We start from the raw sequence: 18,170 nt of genomic DNA, 5'->3' as shown, positions 1-18,170 counted from the left end.
ATTCAATACTGCAAACGGGGTCCGTGCCGGCCACCTAATCAAAGGCGTCACCGTAATTGTTGGATCGTTTTCTGTCCCGGCCGCAACCGTTGCAGTTGGCACTGCCGGGCAGGAAGGCGAAGTTCTACTGGGTCAGAGTTTCCTGCGGAATTTCGACATCACGATGAACGATCGGCAGATGGTGATTCGGACTAGGACGCCGTAACCGATGGTGGCTTCGACGCGGGCTGTCTCAACGGAACGGCAATCAATCGGATTACCGGTTGCCTCATCAGTTCAACCGGTCGGATCAACGGGGTTTTCGTCGCCGGCTTCTTCGGCACCATGGCGAGCTTCTTGAGGGCTTGTTGCCTGAAATCGGCAGGGAAAGGCCGCTCCCGCTGCATTCGCGTCCTTGCTCCTGGGAAGTCGATCAGCCGGAGCCGGTCAACAGCCGACCTTCGACCGATCCCCTTGTCGTCGTCTGGTCCATCGCCCCCCTAGAACGGACCTGTCGCGGGCTTCCGGCCCGCACGGCTGTCGCCGAGATTCCGAGCGTTGGCCCGCTCCTTCACATACCTTGCGTACACAGTGCGACAGGCTTTCCGCCCACTTGAACAACGCCATCTCGATGTCTGCAGTTCGCCAACCGCTGGGCAGCTTGTGGACCCGCTCTACAGGTCGGCTGCGGTCGGAAACCGCGGGTCCTCATGTGTTTTCAGTGTCTGGAGCTTTTCGGAGGCGTCACTTCGCGTAAACGCTATTCCTAGCCCGACTCTTGCTAAGCAGAATGGCCGGCGATGAGTCGCCATCTATGAGCAAGGACAGCACAGCAATGAACCCGAACCGGTTTTGGCGCCCCGCCACCGCCCTGGCAATCGTCGGCATGTTCAATTCGGCGCAGGCGGTCACCAATCCGCCGATCCGGGTGGCCCAGGGAATCGAATACATGTGCGGCGGCCAGAGCAGCGCGGAAGCGGCCTTCATGCAGACAGTGGCGCCGCGCTGGGCTGCCAGCCTCGAATTCGCGGTCAGCCGCGGACGGCCGGGCCAGTTTCCGAGCGATGTGAAAGTGTTGGTGCGCGAACGTTATTCGGGCCGGCTGGTGATGGAAGCGACCACCGGCTCGCCATTCATGCTGGCACGGCTCGATCCCGGCGCCTACGAGGTCGAAGCCACGCTGGCCGGGATCACGCTGCAGCAGTCGCTGACGGTGTTCACCGGCTTGAGTTCGAAGGTGCAGTTCGTCTGGCCGTCGAATGTCGATTTCGCCGCCGCGATGGGATTGCCGCGGCTCGAGCAGCAGGCGTCGGTGCAGACCGGCCGCTGAGTCGCCCGCTTGGCGCGCCGGCGATCAGGTTGGCTTAAGTTTCATTGCCGACAGTGTCGGCATGAAGCTCTACTCATGCCAACCCGAGCCAAGGACTTCACGATGATTGCACATCGTTCCTGGCGGCCGCAGGCCGCCCTCGCATTGGGCGCCGTGGCGCTTTCCGGTGCGCTGGCGGCGCATGCGGTCTACAACCCGCCCATCCACATGGCGAACGGCGTCGAATACATGGGCGGCGGCACCAGCAGCGAGGAAGCGGCGCTGATGCAGAGCATCGAGCCCCGCTGGCCGGCCAGTTTCGAGTTCGCGGTCAAGGAGGGCAGGCGGCAGGTCTCGGCCGCCGATGTCGTGCTGACCGTTCGAGACGCATCGGGCCGTGCGCTGCTGAGCCAGATCAGCACCGGCGGCCCCTTCCTGGTGGCGCGGCTGGAGCCGGGCCGCTACGAGGTCGAGGCCACGCGGGCGGGCCAGACCCTGACGCAGCAGATCGACGTGCTGCCGTGGCAGCCGAAGCGGACCGTGTTCGTCTGGCCCGGCGGCACGGAATCCGGCCTGCATTCCTGAAATGCGGGGAGCCTGCGTCGCTCTTCGACAAAAATGCGCGGCGCGGCGCGCAACCAAGCGTGGGAAAATACAGGGCTGCCCAAGCATGGCACGCACCTTGAATGTGGAGCGTATCGCTCGCACATAGTATGTCCGGGCGCTGCCCGTCCTCCTAGGCCCCGATGCCGCTTCGCCCCCTCATTCTTCTCACCACGCTGCTGCACGTCTACATCGGGCTGCGCCTGTTGCCGGCGCTCGCTGGCTTGCCGTTCGCGTGGTCGCTGTTGGGGCTGGCGCTGCTGGTGTCGGCTGCGACCATGCCGATGCCCTTCGTCGGCATGCGGTCCGAGAGACGGCCGTTCGCCGACGGCTGGAAATGGATCGGCCTCGTCAGCATGGGATGGTTCTCGTCGCTGCTGCTGCTCACGCTGGTGCGTGACGCCGGCCTGCTGGTCGGCTGGCTCGGTGCGTCGGTGTCCGGGGCGAGCGTCGACTGGGCGCACTGGCGTTCCTGGAGCGCCGCCGCGGTGCCTCTGGTGGCGAGCGCGACTTCGCTGGTCGGCCTGCTGAACGCGCGCCGCACCGCGGGCGTGGTGCGGGTCGATGTGCCGATCCGCGACCTGCCCTCGGCGCTGAGCGGCTTCACGATCGCACAGCTCAGCGACATTCACGTCGGACCGACCATCAAGCGGGGCTATATCCAGCGCATCGTCAATGCGGTGAACGCGCTGGGCGCCGACATGATCGCGATCACCGGCGACCTGGTCGACGGTACGGTGGCCGAACTGCGCGAGCACATCGCACCGCTGGAGCAACTCAAAGCCCGGCACGGCACCTTCGTGGTGACCGGCAACCACGAATACTACGCCGGTGCCCATGCCTGGATCGAGGAGCTGCGGCGGCTCGGCCTGCGCGTGCTGCTCAACGAGCACGTGGTGCTCCAGACGCGCAACGTGAAAGGCGCGCAGACGGACGAGGAAGTGGTAGGGAGTGCGCTGCTGATCGCCGGCGTGACCGACTACACCGCGGGGCACTTCGATGCGGCACATGCCAGCGACCCGCACCGCGCGCTGGCCGATGCACCGCCGCTGGTGCACACGCGGGTGCTGCTGGCGCATCAGCCGCGCAGTGCGCCCCAGGCCGCCGAGGCCGGCTACCACCTGCAGCTCTCGGGCCACACGCATGGCGGCCAGTTCTTTCCGTGGAACCTGTTCGTGCCGCTGCAGCAGCCCTTCACGGCCGGCCTGCACAAGCTGCGCGAGATGTGGGTCTACACCAGCCGCGGCACCGGCTACTGGGGCCCGCCGAAACGATTCGGCGCACCCTCCGAGATCACCTTGCTGCGGCTGATACCGGAGTGAGTCTCAGGCTGGCTTGACGAAGCGCGCGGCTCACCAAGCCGCGCGGCATCGCGTCAGTCCTGCTCGGCCGAGAGGCGGCGCGCGTTCGAGGTGGCTTTGGCATGGATTGGCTTGAGGCCGCGCTGGACGATGCGCGCACTCGAGCTGGACAGATGGCTGGCCACTTCGGCAGTGCGTGCGGCGGCGCTGCCGAAGGCTTCGGCATGGCTCACCGCCTGCGCCGGAGTGGTGCTGGTGGCGAGCGAGAACAGCGCCAAGCCGCTGCTCAGCCAGTGCTTCACCGCACGGTTCACGAGGGCGAACTGGGTGGTGTGCAACTGGTTGGCCATCGCGACGCCTGATTCGCTGGCCGCCGCCAGTTTCTCGTGGCTCATGAGCTGGAACTCGGCCATGTCGACCTCGCTGGGCGAGAGGCCGGCCTTGGCCATGCGCTCGGTGCGCATCTGAATCACCGAGCCGGCCGACAGCAGCATCTCATGGGTCTTCAAGGCCACATTGACCCACAGCATGAGCGGGTTGAAGAAGCGTGGGGAAGAGAGGCTGGGAGTCATGGAGGTCTTGGACTTTATGCAAAGAGCGAACCCGACTATAGACCTCCAAGGGCATTTTTGCTGCACTGCAACAATACTTTGGGGATGTCGTCCTAGTTTTGTGGTCAGGTTGGTGTAGGTCGATGTCGCACACCATCCTTGAGAAGCTGGTTACTTCGCATCAACGCGTGTCCAAAACAATGTCCAACCCCTCGCGCCGAGCCCGGATACTGCTGAGTGCAGCATGCTGTTCGCTTTCCCTTGCCGTCTCGGCCGCCGACCTCGACAACGCGCTGGGTGTCTACCTGGACCTGGGGCAGTCGATTCGCGCGAATGAGAACACCGATTCCTTGACTTTCGGCGTGGTGCTGCCGTGGACCCACGGACAGGCGGCCCAGGAGGGCGCGCTCTCTTTCTATTGGGATTTCTTCCTCAGCCAGTGGCGCGCGCTCAACCGGGACGGCGTTAACGTGCGTAACTACACGCAACTGGGGGTGATCGCCAACTGGCGCTACCGTTTCGTTCAAGGCGACTCGCYGTGGTTCGTCGAGGCTGGTATCGGTGGGACGCTGATGAACAGCATCTACCGCACGCCAGAGCGGGAGTTCAGCACGGCCTTCCAGTTCACGGAGCAAGTCAGTGCCGGACGCAGCTTCGGCCATCAGGGCGAGCACGAGCTATCGCTGCGCCTGCAGCACGTCTCGAACGCGGGCATCAAGGAGCCGAACCCAGGCGAGACCTTTGTCCGGCTGCGCTATCTCTATCGCTTCTGAGCGCAGTGCGGTCGGATGTCATCTGGAAGATGTCGAGATAGCTGTCAAAGGCTTCGGCCGGGGCGGGCCGCGGCGCGCCGGGACCGAACTCGAGCAGGTGGCCATCCCAGCGGACACTGCGCTCGGGCGTCAGGATCGCCCATCGCAGCGGCGCGAGGCGTCGTGCGAAGGAGGGGGCCACCGCCTCGACGATATGGTGCGCGGGGTCGAACCAGGCCAGGTGCAGCGCCTCGGTGTCGGCTGGCTCGTCGATGACGCTGAAGTGGACCAGGGCCTTCATCTTCTGCATGTCGCGCCGGACCGCCTGTGCCATGTGGAGCGCCTGCCGTCGATCGACATCGAGCGGATCGGCTTGCAGCCCGGGTTCGTGCACCAGCCGCCACAGCAGGCGATAAAGCAGTTCGAAGCGCACCGGCGCCTTGTGCAGGAGCACGATCTCGCACAGCGACATGAAAGAGCGTGGCACCAGCGGGTGGGTGATGCCGGCGCCGGAGGCGGCGCGCGGCGCGGCAGGGCCGAAGGCCTTCGAGAAGCGCTCCGCCCTGGCCCGGTCGTCGACCGCCCAGCTCACCCGTTCCGGTGCGACGAGAGCCGCGAGCAGCGAGCGCGCCTCGCGCCGAAAGCCCGGCGCGTCGGTCTCCCCTGCGAGGGTGATGGTGTAGTGCGACATAAGGCGAACTTAGGCGGGCGCCGATGGACGGGTTGTAGGCGCGCAGGCGCAAAACACAGAGGCCTGCACTGGCGCGGCCGTCGCACCAGATGCGTTCTCAGCGCGCGACCGACCGGTCGCTGGTCCGCAGTCTCCTGGCGTGCAGTTCGGTGGCGACGTAGGCCATCGCGGCGAGCGCGAGGGGCAGCAGGTAGTAGATGACCCGGTAGGCCAGCAGTGCGCCCAGCAGCGTGCCCTGCGGCAGCCGGTGGCCGAGCAGCGCGAGAAACACCGCCTCGAGCACACCCAGCCCGCCAGGCACATGGGTGATGACACCAGCGACTGCGGCGACCAGCATCACGGCCAGCACCTCGGGATAGGGCAGCTGGCGCAGCAGCAGCACCCAGACCACGCTGGCGATCACCGACCAGTTGAACATCGACATCGCGAGYTGCAGCAAGGCCATGCGCAGCGAGGGCGTGTCCAGTTCATGGCCGCGCAGGCGCCAGGTGTGTTGCCGCGCGATAGCGCACAGCCCGAGGTAGGCCCCGCCTGCCGCCAGCAGCAGGGCGCCGAGGATCCGCAGTCCCTCGCCGTCCATCTTCCAATCCGGCGGCAGCGTCATCGGAAAGAAGCAGAAGACCGCACCCGCCAGCACCAGGTAGCCGAGCCAGTTGGTCAGCATGCTGAAGCCGAGCACCCGCGTGATCGTCAGGTTGTCCAGGCCCAGCCGGGAATAAAGGCGGTACCTGAAGGCGACGCCCCCGACCAGGGCGCCGAGGTTGAGGTTGAAGGCGTAGCTGATGAAGGTGACGCGCATGACCACGCCGGTGCCGAGTCGGTGCCCGGTCATGCGTCGGCCGAGCAGGTCGAAGGTGCTGTAGAGCAGGTGGCTGCAGGCGGCGAGTGCGGTGGCCGCCAGCAGCGCCGGCAGCGGAATGGCGCGCAGGGAGGCCAGTACGTCGCCCCAGTCGACCATGCGGGCCTGGCGCGCGATCAGCACCAGCACGAGCGCGAAGAAGAGCCATGCGGCTGTGCGCTTGACCCAGATCCAGCCGCCGGTGGCGCCGGACGTCATGCCGCGTCCGTTTGCGTGGCGCCGCCGGTTTGCGCCTGCGGCGGATGCAGCGGCTGCAGCTTCGGTGCGTGGCGCGGCAGCCAGCCGAGCCACGAGGGATACCAGCGCAGCAAGTGGAAGATGACGAAGCTGCGCACCAGCCGCCAGCCGCTCCATTCGCTCAGCTCTGACGCCTCGATTTGCCTGCAATTGTTCTGCATCAGCGTGTCGAGCCGCTCCCACAGCACCTGGTTGAAGGCCTTGTCACGCACGACCACGTTGGCCTCGAGGTTCAGCGACAGGCTCAGCGGGTCAAGGTTGCTCGAGCCGACGGTGCTCCACTGGTCGTCCGCCAGCGCCACCTTGCCGTGCAGCGGGCGCTCGCAGTATTCGTAGATCCGCACGCCGGCATGCAGCAGGTGGTGATAGAGCATGCTCGCCGCCACCTTGACGAACGGCATGTCCGGTTCGCCTTGCAGGATCAGGCAGACGTCGACGCCGCGCCGCGCGGCTCGGCGCAATTCCTTGATCAGCCGGTAGCCGGGAAAGAAGTAGGCATTGGCGATCACGATGCGCTGCCGTGCGCTGCGGATCGCGGCGAGGTAGTGGCGCTCGATGTCGTTGGTATGGCGTCGGTTGTCGCGCGTCACGAACTGCGCAGCGGCGTCGCCTGCGGGCGCGTTGTTGATCTGTGTGGCCGCCTTGATCCGGCGCCGGAACCAGCTCGGGCCCTTGCCGCCGACGGCGATCGCCTGCAGCACGAAGCGATGGATCTCCGCGACGATCGGCCCGACCAGCGCGACCGCATAGTCCTGCTTGGCCTTCGGGCCGAAGTCGAGCAGGTGGTCGGCCGAGTAGTTCATGCCGCCGACGAATGCCAGCGAGCCATCGACGACCACGATCTTACGATGCATGCGCCGGAAGACGTTGAGCCTCTGGCCGAAGAAGCGCTTGCCGGGATCGAACACCCGGACCTTGACGCCGGTGGAAGTCAGCCCCGAGATGAACTCGGGCGACAACGAGGGCGAGCCGAAGCCATCGATCATGAGGTCGACCTTGACGCCGCGTGCCGCTGCCGCGCGCAGGGCCGCGTGCAGCTGATCGCCAACCTTGTCCTCGAACAGAATGAAAGTCTCGATGATGACCTCGCGCCGGGCCTGGCGGATGGCGTCGAAGACGCGCGGGAAGAACTGCTCGCCGTTCTCCAGCAACTCGACGCGGTTGCCGCCGGTCCAGCGCCCGCTGGTGGTCGGCCTGGCTTCAGTTTCAGTGGTGGTGTCGTTCACAGCGCGATCTCCGCCACCAGCGGTGCATGGTCGGACAGATGCGACCAGGGCTTGCGCGGCAGCACCACCGGCGAATGCACGCCCGCATTGCGCACGTAGATGCGGTCCAGGGGCAGCAACGGGAAGCGCGAAGGAAAGGTCCGGGCGGCGCTGCCATAGGCCTGCACGAAGACTTCGCGCAGCGACACCGCCTGCTCGAGGATTTGGTGGGCGCGGCTGCGCCAGTCGTTGAAGTCGCCGGCCACGATCAGCGGCGCATCCGCGGGGACCTCGTCGCGCACGATGTGGCACAGCAACTCGAGTTGTTGGACCCGGTGGTTCTCGGCCAGCCCGAGGTGTGCGCAGATCACGTGAACGTCGATCGGCCGCGCCGGCAGCCGCAACACGCAGTGCAGCAGGCCGCGCTTCTCGGGCCCGACGATCGAGACGTCGTGGTTACGGTAATGCACGATCGGAAACTTGGACAACACCGCGTTGCCGTGATGCCCCCTTGGATACACGGCGTTGCGGCCATAGGCGAATTGGGGCCACATGGTGTCGGCCAGGAACTCGTAGTGCGGGGCCTCCGGCCAGTTGTCGATCTTGCGCGAATGGCGCGAGTGGGTGCCCAGCACCTCCTGCAGGAAGACCACGTCAGCGCCGACCGTGCGCACCGCCTCGCGCAACTCCGGCAGGATGAACTTGCGGTTCAGCGCCGTGAAGCCCTTGTGGGTGTTCACGGTCATGACCTTGAGCGAGGTGGGCGGCGCGGTCACGGCGGTCGAATGCGAAAGAGGCTGCACAGAATGCTTGTAAGGCGGGCGGCGCGATGCGGCTGTAGGAACGCGCCACCTCCTGCTGCGGCCTGCGCGCATCGAAGGGCGGCTCCTACAGGCCGGCCGGCCGCAACCCCACATCGACGTTGCCACCGCCCTCCTACGGTGCATTTTGAGCCTGAAGAACAGGCTCGTGTTGTTCAACGAACCGAGAGACAGGAGCCATCATGAAGCAACGAATCCTTGCATCCGCCGCACTCGCCGGCCTGATGGGCATGACGAGCCTCGCCATGGCCCAAGGCAGCACCTCGATGCCGGCCCAGCCCGATCCGGCGGTGGCCGGCCAGGCCAGCACCAAGACCCCGGCAGGCGTCGGCAATCCGACCCAGCGCCCCGATGGCAGCGATCCGGCTTCGCGCGAAGTGGTCAAATCCGAGGCCCGCATCCACAACCGCAGCAACGCCACCAACAACGTGCCCAAGGGCGAGGCGTCAACCATGGTGAACCATCAGCCGAATGCCATGCCGCCGCCGACCGGCGAGATGTCGCGCGGGGAGGTCAGCCAGATGGCGCGCAAGGAGAAGCCGCGCTTCGGTGCCAAGGGCGAACGCCCGGCGGTGCCGACCAACCCGACCGACAAGACTGGCACGCCGCAGTGATCGAAGTCGCCGCACAGCGGAAAAAGCCCCGGAGCGCGAGCTCCGGGGCTTTTGTCCGTGGGGCCTGTCAGCTTTTCGCGGGCGGCGGGGCGGCGTGGTGATGGTGGCCGCCAGGGCCGCCAGGACCATGGGGGCCGATGCGCGGCATCGACTCGGCGTCGAAGGTCTTCTGCTGCTCCGGCGTTAGCGTGGCGTAGAAGCTGCGGGTGGCGTCGGCGCGCTGGGCGAACATCGCGCTGCGTTCGGCCTGTCGGGCCTGCATGCGGTCGAGACGCTGCGGCGTGGTCAGCTTGGCGAACTCGGCGCGATCGGCGTCGGCTTGCCCGGCGGGGCGGGCTGGCGGCTGCTGCGCCGCCGCGAAACTGTTCCAAGCATTTTCCTGCGCCGGGGTCAGCTTGAGCTTCTCCTTCAACGCAGCCAGGCGCTGGGCCCGGTGCGCCTGCATGCGCTCGAAGCGCTCGGCCCGCTGGAGCTGGGGCTTGGCGGGCGCCTGGGCCCCCGGCCGGGCCTCGGCGGCGGGCGGCGGGGGAGCCGTCAGCGGCGCCTGCGCGAAGGCACCGGACGAAGCGAAGGTGGCCGAGGCCAGCAGGCCGGCCCAGAGAAGGCTTTTGCGAGACGGGATCATGAGAGTGGCTTCCTTTCGAAGAAGCCTGCCACCAAGGGGCAGCAGGTGAGTCGAAGTCTGAAGCCGCGATGTATCCCGATCGTGAGTCCGGTGTGAGCGCCGGTAAAGAAGAATGAACCGCCCGATGCGCGCCGGGCCGCCTCGGTGCTTCAGGCCAGCTTGCCGTTCTGGAAATCGTGCACCGCCTGCGTGACTTGCTCGCGCGTGTTCATCACGAACGGTCCGTATTGCGCGATCGGCTCGTGCAGCGGCTTGCCGGCGATCAGCAGCGCGCGGGCCGGGCTGTGGTTCGACGCCGGCGCGCGCAGCACGACCCCGTCGCTGCCGGGTTCGTTGGCCAGGATCGCCATGCGCTTGGTCGGAATCTCGGCGCTGCCGATATAGAGCGACTCGCGGAACACGTAGACAAGGGCGTTGCGGTCGTCCAGCAGCGGCTGCGCGAACTCGACCCCGGGAGGTAGCGTGACATCGAGGTAGAGAGGCTCGGTGTGCGCGCGATGCACCGCGCCCTGCACGCCGTGGCTTGCGCCCGCGATCACGCGGACGTGGGCACCGGCCGGGGTGATGAACTCGGGAATCTCGGCGCTCTGGATGTCGCGATACCAGGGCTCGCGCATTTTTTCCTTGGCCGGCAGGTTGAGCCACAGCTGGAAGCCTTCCATGAGGCCTTCTTCCTGCTCGGGCAGCTCGCTGTGCACCAGGCCGCGGCCGGCGGTCATCCACTGGACGCCGCCATTCGACAGCAGGCCTTCGTGGCCGGCGCTGTCGCGGTGGCGCATGCGTCCGGAGATCATGTAGGTCACGGTCTCGAAACCACGGTGCGGGTGGCTCGGAAAGCCGCCGACGTAGTCGCCCGGGTTGTCGCTGCCGAAGGCATCGAGCATCAGGTAGGGGTCGAGCCGCTGCTGCAGCGGCTGGTGCAGCACACGCGTGAGCTTGACGCCGTCGCCGTCGCTGGTCGAGACGCCGGCCACGATCTGGTCGATGCCGCGCGGTTGCGAGAGCGACAGCGGCTCGACCGCGTGGGAGGGATGGGCATGGGAGGGGGTGCTCATGGCGGCATGGTGGCATGGTTGGGGCGACCGCGCTACCGGTGGGGCTGTCGCCAGGGTCAGCCCAGCGCCTCGAGCTCCCAGGAGACGCTTTGCCAGGAGACGCCGAAGCCGCTGGCGGCGCCGGCGGGTGCGGCGCTTCGCATCGCCTCGAGCGCCCACTGGCCGCCGGCGCTCACGCTGTCGATCAGCGGCACCGGCACGGCGCCGGCGATGTCGGCGGCCATGCCGGCGAGGGCGGCGCCGCCCAGGATCACGGCCTGAGCCTGGAAGCGCTTCGCGGCGTCCAGACAGGCATCGGCCAGCAGGCTGCGGGCGCCGACGGGGTCCTGCGCCAGTTGGGCGCCGCTGGGTGCGACCGTGTGGATGCCGGCCAGCGAGGCGGAGAAGCCGAGCGAGGACGCCAGACGCTCGAGCATCGGCCGCCAGCGTTCGCCGCCGGTGACGATGGCGAAGCGGCCGTGCCGGGCCGCCGCCGCGAAAGCGGCCTCGGCCAGGCCGCCGACCGGCACGCCGGCGCCGTCGCGCAACGCGAACAGTCCCGGGTCGCCGAAGCAGCCGATCAGGACCGCGTCAGGCCGCTCGCCGTGGGCATAGGCCGTGGCCCAGGCGTCGAGCACCGCGTGCTGTGCCACCGCGTAGGTGGCCTCGCTGGCGATGTAGGGGGCGCCGAAGCGGGCGGTGATCGCGTGGACCTCGATGGCGCCTGCCAGCTGCGCCTGCAGGTGCTGCTGCAGCAACCCGCTCACCGTCGCCGAGGTGTTCGGGTTGATGACGAGCAGCCTGGCCATCATCCTCGGCGCGACGACCGCCGCCGCAGCAGGGCCGCCGACCCGAGCGCGATTGCCATCACCGCGAAGGACACGACGGTGGTCACCGTGCCCAGTGCGTAGATCGATGGCGTGGTCACGGTCGAGGTCAGCGCCTGCAGCTCGAGCGGCAGCGTATTGACGTCGCCGATGGCCTGCGAGGTGCGCGCGATCTCGTCCCAGCTCAGCGTGAAGCCGAACATGCCGATGCCGACCACCGACGGCCCGATCAGCGGCAGCACCACGTGCAGGAAGCTTTGCCAGGGCGTGGCGCCGAGGTCGCGCGCGGCCTCTTCGTAGGCGGGATTGAAGCGGTTGAAGACCGCGAACATGATCAACAGGCCGAACGGCAGGGTCCAGGTCAGATGGGCCCCGAGCGCCGAGCTGAGGAGGCCGAGCGCCGTGCCGTAGCTCTCGAGCGTGCCTTCGGCGCCGATCGCGCCGAGCGCTGACTTGATGCCGGTGTCGAGCAGGCGGAACTGCAGCCCGATGCCGAGCGAGACGATGATCGACGGCATGATCAGGCTCGCCACCGTGATGAAGAAAAGTGCGTTGCCACCCTTGAGGTGCTTGCGGAAGGCCAGGCCCGCGAGCACCGACAGCAGCACGGTGAATCCCATCACCACGGTGCCCAGCATCAGCGAGCGGCCGAAGGCGGCGCCGATGTCGACCGTGCCCAGACCTTCGGCGAGCTTGCGGAACCAGTGCAGCGAGACGCCGCGCAGCGGAAAGGTGAGCCCGCCCTCGGGGCCCTGGAAGCTCAGCACGAAGATCGTGATCATCGGGCCGTAGAGGAAGACCACGAACAGTGCGAAGACTATCGCCAGGGGCCAGAAGCCCGCGCTGCGCTGTTCACCGATGCGTTGGCTCACGTCAGAGTTCCTTGCGGATGTCGACCAGGCGCGTCAGGCCCCAGATGATCATCAGCACCACGGCCAGCAGGATCATCGCGTTGGCGGCCGCCAGCGGGAACTGCAGGTACGAGGTCTGGACCTGGATGATCTTGCCGACCGAGGCGATCTGCTGGCCGCCCATCACGCCGATCGTGACGAAGTCGCCCATCACGATCGTGATGACGAAGATCGAGCCGATCAGGATGCCAGTGCGCGACAGCGGGACGATCACGTTCCACAGCGTCTGCCAGCCCGAGGCGCCGGAGTCGTTGGCGGCTTCGAGCAGGGAACGATCGATGCGCATCATCGAGTTGAAGATCGGCACGATCATGAACATCGTGTAGAGGTGCACGAAGGCCAGCACCACCGAGAAATCCGAGAACAGCAGCCATTCGACCGGCGAGTCGACCAGGCCCATGCCCATGAGCCCCTGGTTGACGAGGCCGTTGCGGCCCAGCAGCGGGACCCACGAGATCATGCGGATCACGTTGGAGGTCCAGAAGGGCACCGTGCACAGCACGAACAGCAAGGTCTGCATGCCCGGCGAGCGCACGTGGAAGGCCAGGAAGTAGGCCACCGAGAAGCCGATCAAGAGCGTGATGCCCCAGACCAGCAAGCAGAACTTCAGCGTGCTGATGTAGGTCGACAGCGTGACGCAGAAGTCGCCGTTGTCGGTGAGGCGAGAGCAGCCTTCGAAGATGCTCAGGTAGTTGCGCGGCGAGATCGCCGGGATCAGCTCGTACTCGTTGAAGTCCCACAGGCTGACCATCGCGATCAGCGCCAGCGGAATCAGGAAGAACAGCAGGAACACCAGCGCGAACGGCGCCGCCTGCCACCAGGCCTTGACGGTTCGGGTGGGAGACGAGGCGGTTGCCGTCGCGGTGGCGCGGATGACGTCGGACATGTTCTTGTTCTGCGGCCTCTTCTCTGGGGAAGAGGGTGCCGACCCATCAGGCCGCTACGAATTCATTCCACTTCCTGACCATGTACTCGTTCTCGTCCATGACCGCGTTCCAGCAGGCGATGCCGCCCATGCGCTCCTCGTAGCCGCCGCCGTCGCGCACCGCGCCGACCTTGGCGATGACGTCGCCTTGCGGGCTCTTGATGTCCTGCGTGGCGGGCTTGCCTTCCATCCAGTAGGCCCACTCGTAGGGTTCCATCTTGGCCTTGGCGGTTTCCAGCACGGCGCTGTAGTAGCCCTGGCGATTCAGGTAGGCGCCGGCCCAGCCGTCGAGGAACCAGTTGATGAACTCGTAGGCGCCATCGAGCTTCTTGCCCGACAAGGTGGCCGGCAGGCCAAAGCCCGAGGCCCACGCGCGATAGCCTTCCTTGAGGGGCTGGAAGGTGCAGGCGATGCCCTTGCTGCGCACCGCGGTCACGGCCGGCGACCACATCGACTGGATCACCACCTCGCCCGAGGACATCAGGTTGACCGACTCGTTGAAGTCCTTCCACAGCGCGCGGAACTGGCCCGCCTTCTTGGCCTCGATCAGGGTCTTGATCGTCAGGTCGATCTCGGCCTTGGTCATGTTGCCCTTGTCGGCGTACTTGTGGATGCCCTTGGCCTCCACCACCATCGCGGCGTCCATGATGCCGATCGACGGGATGTTCAGGATCGCCGCCTTGCCCTTGAACTCGGGGTTCAGCAGCTCGGCCCAGGAGCCGATCGGGCGCTTGATCAGGTCGGGCCGGATGCCCAGCGTGTCGGCGTTGTAGGTGGTCGGGATCAGCGACATGAACTGCGTCGGCGTCTTCGAGAACACCTTGCTCTTCTCGCCCTCGAGGAAGATCACCTTGATCGGCGCCGTGCCCTGGCTGCCGATCTTCTTGCCGGCGACCTCGCCTTTGGTGAACACGCTGGTGATCTTGTCGGCGTTCTTCACGCGCTTGGTGTCAATGCCTTTCAAGTTGCCGGTCGGCACGATTTTCTTCAGCGAGAAGTACTCGGTGTCGATCAGATCGAAGCTGTTCGGCGCGGTCACGGCGCGCTTGGTGACGTCGTCGGTGGTCACGGCCACGTACTGGATTTCGATGCCGGTGTCGGCCTTGAACTTCTCGGCGATCGCCTTGTCCTGGTTGACCGCGGTGCCGAGGTAGCGCAGCACGATCTTCTCCTGCGCATGGATGGCCGGGAACACGCCGGCCGCGAGGATGCCCGCGGTGCCCTGCAGCAGCGTGCGGCGCTGCACGCCGGCGGGGGAGGTTTCGATTTTTTTGGACATGAGAGGGCGCTCCTGGGAGGCGGTGGTGAAGAAAAGGCGGAGGAGGGAAGAACGGGACGGGCGCCGAGGGCTCTTTCAGGCCGCCATTGTCGCCAGGGCCGCCAACGGCGCGTTGCGGGGMGCGGGCGTGCCGCCGTTGCGCGCGGCGGGGCGCACGGCGCCCGGGCCCAGCGTCCGGGCATCCGATTCGGCCCAGGAAATGCGCACGCTCTCGCCGACGGCATAGCTGCGGCTGGCGAAGTCCTTTTCCGACAGCAGCACCGAGATGCCGCTGAGCTCGGGGCGCACGCCCGTGAGACGCAGGCCGAGCAGCACGTAGGTGCCCTGGTATTCGACGTCGGTGACGTGGGCCGGGATGCCCGGCTCGCCGGCGGCGCCGGTCACCGGCGAGATCCGCGTGTGGTCGTTGCGCACGGCGACCAGTCCGTCGTTCAGCGCGAACACGTTGTGGCCGCCCATGAAGCGCGCCACGAATTCGCTGGCCGGGTGGTTGTAGACCTGGTGCGGCGCGCCGACCTGTTCGATCAGCCCGTTGTTCATGACCACCATGGTGTCGGCCAGCGCCATCGCTTCTTCCTGCGAGTGCGTGACATGGATGAAGGTCAGGCCGAGCTCCTTCTGCCAGCGCCGCAGCTCGGCGCGCATCTGGATCCGCAGGAAGGGATCGAGTGCCGACAGCGGCTCGTCGAGCAGCAGCACGCGCGGTTCGGTGATCAGTGCCCGCGCCAGCGCCACCCGCTGCTGCTGGCCGCCCGACAGCTCGCCGGGCTTGCGCTCGGCCAGGTGGCCCATCGCCACGCGCTCCAGCAGGTTGCCGGCGCGCTTGTGGCGCTCGTTCTTCGAGACGCCCTTCATCTTGAGGCTGAAGGCGACGTTGTCGAGCGCCGACAGGTGCGGGAACAGCGCGAAACTCTGGAACATCATCGCGGTGCCTCGCGCCGCCGCCGGCAGGTTCGTGATGTTGCGGTTGTCGAGCAGGATGTCGCCGCTGGAAGCCGACTCGTGGCCGGCGACCATCCGCAGCGTGGTGCTCTTGCCRCAGCCCGAGGGCCCGAGCAGGCAGCAGTAGCTGCCGCTGGCGATGCGCAGGTCGATCTGGTCGACGGCCGGGGGCGTGCCGGCGGCGTAGCGCTTGCTCAGCGCAACGATTTCAACGGCTGCGGGCGGGGGGGAGGTGACAGCATCCATTGGGGATGCCATCGCAAGACATGTGCCAGCGAACCGGCCCGTCGCCGGCCCTCGGATGCGCCGGGTTGGTGCGTGCGCCGGCTTGCGTCAAGGTGGTGCGAAGTGCGCCGTCGCGACACTGCGCAGCAGGGCATCGCGCTGCGGCTTGCTGATGCCGCGTACGCCTTCGGCGACCCACTTCGCCCGCTCGACGTTGATGTTGCCGTCCTGCTGCCACTTGCGCACCGCGGCGGCCGGGTTGTTCAGCATGGCGGCCAGCCAAACCGCCTGCGCCGGCTCGAGGTTGCGGGCCGAGCGCTTGAAATAGGTGCGTGCCGCGGCTTCGGCGCCGCAAATCTGGGCGCCCCAGGGCGCGTTGTCGAGGTAGAGCTGCAGGATTCGCGCCTTGCCCAGCGTCTGCTCCATCTCGACCGCGTAGAGCAGTTCGCGTAGCTTGCGGTCGGCGCTCTGCTCGGCACCGGTGACTAGCATCTTGGCCAGCTGCTGGCTCAGCGTGCTGCCGCCGCGCTCGGCCTTTGCCGCCTTCTGGTTGATTTCGAGCGAAGCGCTCAGTTCGGCGATGTCGTAGCCCGGATGGGTGAAGAAGCGCTGGTCTTCGGCGGCGATCACGGCGCGCGCGAGCCAGCTCTCGTTGCCAAGGCGGCTCGGTGCGCCGCAGCGGCTGCGCGCATTGGCCATCGTCTCGGTGCCCAGTCCGTCGACCGAGAAGTCGGTGATGTGGGGCTGCAGCGTGAAGGTGCCGGCCGGCAGCGCCGCCTGGGCGTTCAATGCCAGTGTGCCGCCAATGCGGGCGCGCTGCAGCTCGGGCAGGCCGGGCGACAGCACCGCGTACCAGCTCGTGATGGGCATCTCGGGCACGCGGATGTCGATCTGCAGGGCCTGTTGCGAGAGTCGGCCGGTCCAGCGCCCGCGCAGGATCCCGTCGTCGGCACGGCCTCCCTCGGGCAGCTGCCGGGCCGGCGGCGAGGCTTCGAGCGCGCCGCTCAGCGTGCCGGTGTCGCGGCGCACCGTGGCGCGCAGGCTGTCGAGCCGGATCGGTGCAGTGCCCAGCGCCGGCACGGTCGCGCTGCAGGGTGCGCAGCGGAGCTCGAGGGTCTCGGTCGTGGGGTCCCAGCCGAACTGCACCGGTCCATGCGCGGTCTCCATCGTGCGGCCGGCGAGCCAGGGCGCGAACCAGGGGGAGGTGGCAAGCCGGATCGCGGTCGGAACGCCGACATCGATCGCCACCGGGCCGGCCTGGATGCGCGCCGGCCATTCGTCCCGACCGGGCGCCAGCGCCACCTTCAGGATCAGGTACACCGCGACCGCCGCCGTCAGAACCAGGGCCAGGGTCGCGAAAAGCAGGTAAACCAGTGCTTTCTTCAACAAATGTGTCTCACTCGATCGGTCTCGCCAGGGTCACAGCTTGCCACGGCCCGCGCGAGCGGCCGCTGGCCGCCGCCCAGTACCAGGCTGAAGTGTCGGTGAAAGCGCCGCCCCCGGCGTCGACGATGCGCTCGCAGACCCGGATTTTTTTCGTGCTGCCGCGTTCGGCGACGAAACAGCGCCACAGTCGCTCGTGCAGGTCGCGTTCGAGGCGGGTCTGGGCGATGCCGTAGCCCAGCGCGCGGTAGCAGTCGGCGGCCGGGTGCAGCATGCGGGTCGGCGCGTTCACCTGGCGCAGCACCAGCACCTGCTCGCCGTCGGTCAGGCGTGCAATGGCGCCGGGGAACTGCTCGGCGAAGCGGAGTTCGACGGCGCTCATCGCCAGTGGCCGCAGGGGCGCACCGTCCCACTCGCTGGGCCATTGGTGGAAGGTGGCAGACGCGGCAGCGGTCGGCGGCCGGTGCAGCGCCGCGCTGCCCGTCCAGGCCAGGCAGAGCAGCATGGCGAGCGCGAACAGCGCCTTGTGCAGCATGCGATGCACGAACCGGTTGGCGAAGCAGCGGTCAAGCAGCGCGATGGACATGTCGTGCTCCCTGGTTCATCACCCATGCGATGCCGCCGCAGACCGCTGCCAGCAGTGCCAGGCCGAAGGCGTCGTGCAACCATGGCGCCGGCGCGAGCCCGGCCGCTTCCAAGGCGACCAGCAGGCTGTTGCGCACGATGTTGCCCAGCAGCACCAGGGCGCCGACGGCCGGCAGCCGGGCCAGGAAGCCGCGGTCGTCGCGGCGGGCCCAGAGCGCCACCACGCAGGCCGTGAAGTAGCCGAGCCAGACCATCTGCACGCCCGAGCAGGGCGCGTCGACGATCACCCACTGGCCGTAGATGCGCAGACTGCTGCCCTCGCGCGCGATCTCGAAGGCTGGCGCCAGCAGCCAGCGGCTGGCTTCGGCGGTGGCCACACGCAGCGGATAGCCGGCATAGAACTGCAGCGAGGACAAGAGCGGCAGCGCCAGCACCGCCAGCCCGGCGACCGGCCCCGCGGCCACCTGGCGCGGCAGAAAGGCCAGCAGGCCGCAGGCCCCTGCGAGCATGGC

20 protein-coding genes and 1 pseudogene are annotated in these 18,170 nt (G+C 67.5%); 6 read left to right on the top strand and 15 right to left on the bottom strand.

Going from position 1 to position 18,170, the window contains the following annotated elements; genetic code table 11:
• The 4 genes and pseudogenes from AC1DY5_RS12930 to AC1DY5_RS12915 form a co-directional block, all read left to right on the top strand.
• A pseudogene (locus tag AC1DY5_RS12930) lies at positions 1-205 on the top strand (retropepsin-like aspartic protease family protein); the annotation flags it as partial.
• A gap of 609 nt (positions 206-814) precedes the next feature.
• Positions 815-1,309 carry a hypothetical protein gene (locus AC1DY5_RS12925; protein ID WP_478111813.1) on the top strand — a complete coding sequence of 165 codons (495 nt, stop codon included), beginning with the start codon at positions 815-817 and terminating at the stop codon, positions 1,307-1,309.
• A gap of 102 nt (positions 1,310-1,411) precedes the next feature.
• Complete coding sequence (locus AC1DY5_RS12920; RefSeq protein ID WP_478111812.1) at positions 1,412-1,873, top strand: hypothetical protein; 462 nt, start codon at positions 1,412-1,414, stop codon at positions 1,871-1,873.
• A 161-nt stretch (positions 1,874-2,034) separates the two neighbouring features.
• On the top strand, positions 2,035-3,213 hold the full coding sequence (locus AC1DY5_RS12915) for a metallophosphoesterase (RefSeq protein WP_478111811.1): 1,179 nt from the start codon (positions 2,035-2,037) through the stop codon (positions 3,211-3,213).
• 53 nt (positions 3,214-3,266) lie between these two features.
• On the opposite strand, the gene AC1DY5_RS12910 is transcribed toward AC1DY5_RS12915, so the two are convergent.
• On the bottom strand, positions 3,267-3,764 hold the full coding sequence (locus AC1DY5_RS12910; protein ID WP_478111810.1) for a polyhydroxyalkanoate granule-associated phasin: 498 nt from the start codon (positions 3,762-3,764) through the stop codon (positions 3,267-3,269).
• A gap of 122 nt (positions 3,765-3,886) precedes the next feature.
• Between AC1DY5_RS12910 and AC1DY5_RS12905 the strand changes: the two genes are divergently transcribed.
• Complete coding sequence (locus tag AC1DY5_RS12905; protein ID WP_478111809.1) at positions 3,887-4,516, top strand: acyloxyacyl hydrolase; 630 nt, start codon at positions 3,887-3,889, stop codon at positions 4,514-4,516.
• Here AC1DY5_RS12905 and AC1DY5_RS12900 read toward each other — a convergent pair.
• The 4 genes from AC1DY5_RS12900 to AC1DY5_RS12885 form a co-directional block, all read right to left on the bottom strand.
• Positions 4,458-5,186 (bottom strand): DUF4130 domain-containing protein, encoded by a 729-nt coding sequence (locus AC1DY5_RS12900; RefSeq protein WP_478111808.1) that lies wholly within the window; start codon positions 5,184-5,186, stop codon positions 4,458-4,460. The two genes, AC1DY5_RS12905 and AC1DY5_RS12900, sit on opposite strands and share 59 nt — an antisense overlap.
• A 97-nt stretch (positions 5,187-5,283) precedes the next feature.
• Positions 5,284-6,243: a lysylphosphatidylglycerol synthase domain-containing protein gene (locus AC1DY5_RS12895; RefSeq protein WP_478111806.1), complete on the bottom strand. Its 960-nt coding sequence runs from the start codon at positions 6,241-6,243 to the stop codon at positions 5,284-5,286.
• Positions 6,240-7,508: a cardiolipin synthase ClsB gene (gene clsB, locus AC1DY5_RS12890; RefSeq protein ID WP_478111805.1), complete on the bottom strand. Its 1,269-nt coding sequence runs from the start codon at positions 7,506-7,508 to the stop codon at positions 6,240-6,242. The genes AC1DY5_RS12895 and clsB overlap by 4 nt, the downstream gene beginning before the upstream one ends.
• Complete coding sequence (locus AC1DY5_RS12885; RefSeq protein ID WP_478111815.1) at positions 7,505-8,233, bottom strand: endonuclease/exonuclease/phosphatase family protein; 729 nt, start codon at positions 8,231-8,233, stop codon at positions 7,505-7,507. Before AC1DY5_RS12885 ends, clsB begins: the two co-directional genes overlap by 4 nt.
• Positions 8,234-8,490: 257 nt before the next feature.
• Here AC1DY5_RS12885 and AC1DY5_RS12880 point away from each other — a divergent pair, with 257 nt between their 5' ends.
• A complete protein-coding gene (locus AC1DY5_RS12880) occupies positions 8,491-8,922 on the top strand; it encodes a serine/threonine protein kinase (protein ID WP_478111804.1) in 432 nt (143 codons plus the stop codon).
• 67 nt (positions 8,923-8,989) lie between these two features.
• Here AC1DY5_RS12880 and AC1DY5_RS12875 read toward each other — a convergent pair whose 3' ends face one another.
• The 10 genes from AC1DY5_RS12875 to AC1DY5_RS12830 all read right to left on the bottom strand — a co-directional run.
• Positions 8,990-9,547, bottom strand: coding sequence for a Spy/CpxP family protein refolding chaperone (locus AC1DY5_RS12875; RefSeq protein WP_478111802.1), 558 nt, complete (start codon positions 9,545-9,547; stop codon positions 8,990-8,992).
• Between the two features lie 149 nt (positions 9,548-9,696).
• Complete coding sequence (locus AC1DY5_RS12870) at positions 9,697-10,602, bottom strand: pirin family protein (RefSeq protein ID WP_478111800.1); 906 nt, start codon at positions 10,600-10,602, stop codon at positions 9,697-9,699.
• Between the two features lie 56 nt (positions 10,603-10,658).
• On the bottom strand, positions 10,659-11,390 hold the full coding sequence (locus tag AC1DY5_RS12865; RefSeq protein ID WP_478111814.1) for an aspartate/glutamate racemase family protein: 732 nt from the start codon (positions 11,388-11,390) through the stop codon (positions 10,659-10,661).
• The gene (locus tag AC1DY5_RS12860) at positions 11,390-12,280 is read right to left on the bottom strand and encodes an ABC transporter permease (protein ID WP_478111798.1); all 891 of its coding nucleotides are present in this window, start codon (positions 12,278-12,280) and stop codon (positions 11,390-11,392) included. The genes AC1DY5_RS12865 and AC1DY5_RS12860 overlap by 1 nt, the downstream gene beginning before the upstream one ends.
• 1 nt (position 12,281) lies before the next feature.
• Complete coding sequence (locus AC1DY5_RS12855; protein ID WP_478111796.1) at positions 12,282-13,205, bottom strand: ABC transporter permease; 924 nt, start codon at positions 13,203-13,205, stop codon at positions 12,282-12,284.
• A 46-nt stretch (positions 13,206-13,251) separates the two neighbouring features.
• Positions 13,252-14,523 carry an ABC transporter substrate-binding protein gene (locus tag AC1DY5_RS12850; protein WP_478111794.1) on the bottom strand — a complete coding sequence of 424 codons (1,272 nt, stop codon included), beginning with the start codon at positions 14,521-14,523 and terminating at the stop codon, positions 13,252-13,254.
• A 75-nt stretch (positions 14,524-14,598) separates the two neighbouring features.
• The gene (locus tag AC1DY5_RS12845; protein ID WP_478111792.1) at positions 14,599-15,711 is read right to left on the bottom strand and encodes an ABC transporter ATP-binding protein; all 1,113 of its coding nucleotides are present in this window, start codon (positions 15,709-15,711) and stop codon (positions 14,599-14,601) included.
• A gap of 87 nt (positions 15,712-15,798) precedes the next feature.
• The gene (locus AC1DY5_RS12840) at positions 15,799-17,079 is read right to left on the bottom strand and encodes a biosynthetic peptidoglycan transglycosylase (protein ID WP_478111790.1); all 1,281 of its coding nucleotides are present in this window, start codon (positions 17,077-17,079) and stop codon (positions 15,799-15,801) included.
• A 7-nt stretch (positions 17,080-17,086) separates the two neighbouring features.
• Positions 17,087-17,659 (bottom strand): hypothetical protein, encoded by a 573-nt coding sequence (locus AC1DY5_RS12835; RefSeq protein WP_478111789.1) that lies wholly within the window; start codon positions 17,657-17,659, stop codon positions 17,087-17,089.
• Positions 17,640-18,170, bottom strand: a 531-nt coding sequence (locus AC1DY5_RS12830; RefSeq protein ID WP_478111787.1) for an archaeosortase/exosortase family protein, incomplete at its 5' end; no start/stop codon positions are given. The genes AC1DY5_RS12835 and AC1DY5_RS12830, both read right to left, overlap by 20 nt.

This window comes from Variovorax sp. P4_D9 (genome assembly GCF_056401695.1).
Note: the sequence above shows the minus strand (reverse complement) of the source record. Positions and strands in the feature narration are given on the sequence as shown.